The organism is Streptomyces aurantiacus, assembly GCF_001418335.1.
Taxonomy (GTDB): domain Bacteria; phylum Actinomycetota; class Actinomycetes; order Streptomycetales; family Streptomycetaceae; genus Streptomyces; species Streptomyces aurantiacus.
In genome coordinates, this window is record NZ_LIPP01000284.1 from 1 (window position 1) to 5207 (window position 5207).

At 72.8% G+C, this 5207-nt stretch carries 4 protein-coding genes and 1 pseudogene; all 5 read left to right on the forward strand.

The features are described from left to right. Positions 1 to 235: pseudogene (locus AOK01_RS41865) on the forward strand (hypothetical protein); the annotation flags it as partial. Further along, positions 232 to 1773, forward strand: a complete 1542-nt coding sequence (locus tag AOK01_RS31275) for a cobyric acid synthase (protein ID WP_055517577.1) — start codon at positions 232 to 234, stop codon at positions 1771 to 1773. The pseudogene AOK01_RS41865 and the gene AOK01_RS31275, both read left to right, overlap by 4 nt. 97 nt (positions 1774 to 1870) lie before the next feature. After that, on the forward strand, positions 1871 to 3961 hold the full coding sequence (locus AOK01_RS31280) for a putative cobaltochelatase (RefSeq protein WP_055517579.1): 2091 nt from the start codon (positions 1871 to 1873) through the stop codon (positions 3959 to 3961). After that, positions 3961 to 4569 carry a cob(I)yrinic acid a,c-diamide adenosyltransferase gene (cobO, locus tag AOK01_RS31285; protein WP_055517580.1) on the forward strand — a complete coding sequence of 203 codons (609 nt, stop codon included), beginning with the start codon at positions 3961 to 3963 and terminating at the stop codon, positions 4567 to 4569. Before AOK01_RS31280 ends, cobO begins: the two co-directional genes overlap by 1 nt. Beyond that, positions 4569 to 5207 (forward strand): cobyrinic acid a,c-diamide synthase CobB (locus AOK01_RS31290; RefSeq protein WP_213862180.1); only part of this gene is annotated, 639 nt, incomplete at its 3' end. The genes cobO and AOK01_RS31290, both read left to right, overlap by 1 nt.

A 5207-nucleotide genomic window follows, 5' to 3' on the forward strand; every position in this document is an offset into this window, starting at 1 on the left:
GGCCGGTGACACTCGCGCCCAGTGCGAGCAGGCTCACGCGTCGCGAGATCCGGACGGCCCGTTCGATGTCCCCCACCCGCACGGTACGGGGCGGGCCGTGCGGGTGGGGGACATCGAACGGGCCGTCCGGCTCTCGCGACGCGTGAGCCTGCTCGCACTGGGCGCGAGTGTCACCGGCCGGCTGCTCGCCACATCGCTCACCGAGTCGCTTGCCAGGAAAGGGCGTACGTCATGAGCGCGGGGCCGAGCCGAGCACCTGGCGGTGGTCTGCTCGTCGCCGGGACCACGTCCGACGCGGGCAAGAGCGTCGTGACCGCCGGGATCTGCCGGTGGCTGGTGCGCCAGGGTGTGAAGGTCGCGCCGTTCAAGGCGCAGAACATGTCGCTGAACTCGTTCGTGACGCGGGAGGGCGCGGAGATCGGGCGCGCGCAGGCCATGCAGGCGCAGGCCGCCCGCGTGGAACCCAGCGTGCTCATGAACCCCGTACTGCTCAAACCGGGCAGTGACCGCAGCAGCCAGGTCGTCCTGATGGGGAAGCCCGTGGGCGAGCTGAGCGCGCGCGGCTACCACGGCGGGCGCCAGGAGGCGTTGCTCGGGACCGTCCTCGACTGTCTGGCCGAGTTGCGGGGCACGTATGACGCGGTGATCTGTGAGGGGGCGGGCAGTCCCGCCGAGATCAATCTGCGGCGGACGGACATCGTGAACATGGGGATCGCGCGGGGCGCGCGGCTGCCCGTGCTCGTGGTGGGGGACATCGACCGCGGCGGTGTCTTCGCCTCCTTCTTCGGGACGGTCGCCCTGCTGTCCCGCGAGGACCAGGAGCTCGTCGCCGGGTTCCTCGTCAACAAGTTCCGCGGCGACGTGTCCCTGCTCGAACCGGGGATCGACATGCTGCACGGGCTCACCGGGCGGCGCACCTACGGCATCCTGCCCTTCCGGCACGGGCTCGGCATCGACGAGGAGGACGGTCTTGCGATGTCCTCACGCGGCTCGATACGGGATTCGGAGGTGTCGGGGGTCTCCTCCCCCGTCGGCGAGGACATCCTGCGGGTCGCCGTCTGCGCGGTCCCGCTGATGTCCAACTTCACGGACCTGGACGCGCTGGCCGCCGAACCGGGCGTCGTCGTGCGGTTCGTGGACCGGGCCGAGGAACTGGCCGACGCCGACCTCGTCGTCGTACCCGGCACCCGGGGCACGGTCAGGGCCCTGGAGTGGCTGCGGCGGCGCGGCCTCGCGGACGCCCTGGCGCGCAGGGCCGCCGAAGGGCGCCCCGTGCTGGGCATCTGCGGCGGCTTCCAGCTCCTCGGCGCGCACATCGAGGACGAGGTCGAGTCCGGGGCCGGTGCCGTCGACGGGCTCGGACTCCTCCCGGTCCGCGTGCGGTTCGCGCGGGAGAAGACCCTCGCCCGGCCCGTCGGTGAGGCTCTCGGCGAACGGGTCGAGGGGTACGAGATCCATCACGGCGTCGCCCGGGTCACCGGTGGGGAACCCTTCCTGGACGGCTGCCGGGTCGGCGAGGTCTGGGGTACGCACTGGCACGGCTCGCTGGAGTCGGACGGCTTCCGGCGCGCCTTCCTGCGTGAGGTGGCCGCCGCCGCGGGGCGCAGGTTCGTACCGGCCCCCGACACATCGTTCGCGGGGCTGCGCGAGGAGCAACTCGACCGGCTGGGCGATCTGATCGAGGAACACGCGGACACGGACGCGCTGTGGCGGCTCATCGAGTCCGGCGCGCCGGCGGGACTGCCCTTCATTCCCCCGGGGGCGCCCGTATGAGCCCACTCGAAGACTGTCTGCGCCGACTGGGCAATTTTGACCACTTGGGATATTCGCAAAGCTCGGAACATTCGGGACATTTGGAGGACGACAACCAGTGAGTACCCCGTTTCCGTTCACGGCCGTGGTCGGTCAGGACGACCTGCGGCTCGCGCTGCTGCTGAACGCCGTGTCACCAGCGGTGGGCGGTGTCCTCGTCCGCGGCGAGAAGGGCACGGCCAAGTCCACGGCCGTACGCGCCCTCTCGGCGCTCATGCCGCGGGTCGACGTCGTCGCGGGGTGCCGCTTCTCCTGTGCGCCCGCCACGCCCGATCCGGCGTGCCCGGACGGTCCCCACGAGGCGGGGGCGGGGGTGTCCCGGCCGGCCCGGATGGTCGAACTGCCCGTGGGCGCCTCCGAGGACCGGCTTGTGGGCGCGCTGGACATCGAGCGGGCGCTCGCGGAGGGCGTGAAGGCCTTCGAGCCCGGCCTGCTGGCCGACGCCCACCGCGGCATCCTGTACGTGGACGAGGTCAACCTCCTCCACGACCACCTGGTCGACCTGCTCCTTGACGCGGCCGCGATGGGTGCCTCGTACGTGGAGCGCGAGGGCGTCTCCGTACGGCATGCCGCGCGGTTCCTGCTCGTCGGGACCATGAACCCCGAAGAGGGCGAGCTGCGGCCGCAGTTGCTCGACCGGTTCGGGCTCACCGTCGAGGTCGCGGCCTCGCGCGAGCCCGGCCGGCGGGTGGAGGTCGTGCGGCGGCGGCTCGCGTACGACGACGACCCGGACGGGTTCGCGACGCGCTGGGCCGGTGAGGAGTCGGACGTACGGGCGCGGATCGTGGCCGCGCGGGAACTGTTGCCGTCGGTGCGGCTCGGCGACGGCGCGCTGCTGCAGATCGCGGCGACCTGCGCGGCGTTCGAGGTGGACGGCATGCGGGCCGACATCGTGATGGCCAGGACCGCCGCCGCGCTGGCCGCCTGGGCGGGGCGGACCGACGTACTGGCCGAGGACGTGCGGCAGGCCGCGCTCCTCGCACTGCCGCACCGGCGCAGGCGCAATCCCTTCGACGCGCCGGGCCTCGACGAGGACAGACTCGACGAGACGCTGGAGGAGTTCGCCGCCGACGACGACACCGGCGGCTCTGACGGCTCCGGCGACGAGGATCCTGATCCGGACGGGCCCGGCGGCGGTGGGCGGCCCCCGCAGGACGGGCCCGACGACGGCAGCCACGGCGGCGACAACGAGGGTGGCAGCGACGGCAGCGAGGGTTCCGGGCAGGTGCCGCCGCAGGGTGGGTCCTCCGAGGACGACGGGCAGGCGCCGTCGCCCGGCGCGGGTGAGCAGTCCCCCGTACGGGCCGCCGAGCCCTTTCGTACGAAGATGCTGAGCGTGCCCGGCCTCGGCGAGGGGGCCGCCGGGCGGCGGTCGCGGGCGCGGACCGAGCACGGGCGCACCACTGGGGCGCGCCGGCCGCGCGGTGCGCTCACCAAGCTGCACCTGGCCGCGACCGTGCAGGCCGCGGCGCCCCATCAGCGGGTGCGCGGCCGGTCCGGGCCCGGCCTCGTCGTACGGCGGGACGATCTGCGGCAGGCCACGCGGGAGGGCCGCGAGGGGAACCTCGTGCTGTTCGTCGTGGACGCGTCCGGGTCGATGGCGGCCCGGCAGCGGATGAGCGCCGTGAAGGGGGCGGTGCTGTCCCTGCTCCTCGATGCCTACCAGCGGCGCGACAAGGTGGGGCTCGTGACCTTCCGCGGGTCCGCGGCCGAGGTGGCGCTGCCGCCCACGTCGTCGGTCGACGCGGCCGCCGTGCGGCTGGAGTCGCTGCCCACCGGTGGGCGTACGCCGCTCGCGGCCGGGCTGTTGCGGGCGCACGACGTGCTGCGCGTGGAGCGGTTGCGGGACCCTGCCCGGCGCGCGCTGGTCGTCCTGGTGACGGACGGGCGGGCCACGGGCGGGGCGGAACCGGTGGCACTCGCCGGGCGGGCCGCGCGGCTGTTCGCCGCCGACGGGGTCGCGTCCGTCGTCGTCGACTGCGAGTCGGGGCTCGTACGGCTCGGACTCGCCGGGCAGCTCGCGGGTGAACTCGGTGGCAGCGCGGTGACGCTCGACGAGCTGCGGGCCGACTCGATCGCCGGTCTGGTCAGGGATGTTCAGGGCAACGGCCGGATCAGTGGTCCGGGCAACAGCAGGAGGGCCGCGTAATGCCGCAGGGACAGCCGAGTGTCGTACCGGACGACGGGCTGACGACTCGTCAGCGACGGAACCGGCCGCTCGTCTTCGTGCACACCGGGATCGGCAAGGGCAAGTCCACCGCCGCCTTCGGGCTGGCGCTGCGCGCCTGGAACCAGGGGTGGCCCATCGGGGTGTTCCAGTTCGTCAAGTCCGCGAAGTGGAAGGTCGGCGAGGAGAACGCGCTGCGCGTCCTCGGTGCCAGCGGCGAGGGCGGGTCCGTCGACTGGCACAAGATGGGCGAGGGCTGGTCGTGGGTGCAGCGCGGCCTCCATGGGGACAACTCCAGCAACGAGGAGAAGGCCCGCGAGGGCTGGGAGCAGGTCAAGCGGGACCTCGCCGCCGAGACGTACAAGCTGTACGTGCTCGACGAGTTCGCGTACCCCATGCACTGGGGCTGGATCGACGTCGACGAGGTCGTGCGGGTGCTGCGGGACCGGCCCGGGACCCAGCACGTCGTCATCACCGGGCGCAACGCACCCGAGAAGCTGATCGAGTTCGCCGACCTCGTGACCGACATGTCCAAGGTCAAGCACCCGATGGACGCCGGTCAGAAGGGACAGAGAGGCATCGAGTGGTGATGTCCTCCGTCCCCCGGCTGGTCATCGCCGCGCCCTCGTCCGGGAGCGGCAAGACCACCGTGGCCACGGGACTGATGGCGGCGTTCGCCTCACGAGGGCTCGCCGTGTCCCCGCACAAGGTGGGGCCCGACTACATCGATCCCGGGTATCACTCGCTCGCCAGCGGGCGCGTGGGGCGCAATCTCGACTCCTACATGTGCGGGGAGGAGCTGATCGCGCCACTGTTCGCGCACGGGGCGCGTGGGTGCGATCTCGCCGTGGTCGAGGGTGTGATGGGGCTGTTCGACGGGGCCGCGGGGGAAGGCGAGCTGGCCTCCACCGCTCATGTGGCGAAGTTGCTGCGTGCGCCTGTGGTGCTGGTGGTGGACGCCTCTTCGCAGTCACGGTCGGTGGCCGCGCTCGTGCACGGGTTCGCCTCCTGGGACCCCGGGGTGCGGATCGGTGGGGTGATCCTCAACAAGGTCGCGTCCGACCGGCACGAGGTGCTGTTGCGGGAGGCGATGGATCAGTCGGGGGTGCCGGTGCTCGGTGTGCTGCGGCGGGCCGAGCAGGTGGGTACGCCGTCCCGGCACCTTGGTCTTGTGCCGGTCGCCGAGCGGCGGGGGGAGGCGGTTTCGGCTGTTGCGGCGATGGGGGCG

Coding starts and splice junctions, on each gene's coding strand:
- AOK01_RS31275 (WP_055517577.1), top strand. CDS start 232: ATGAGCGCGGGGCCGAGCCGAGCACCTGGCGGTGGTCTGCTCGTCGCC.
- cobO (WP_055517580.1), top strand. CDS start 3,961: ATGCCGCAGGGACAGCCGAGTGTCGTACCGGACGACGGGCTGACGACT.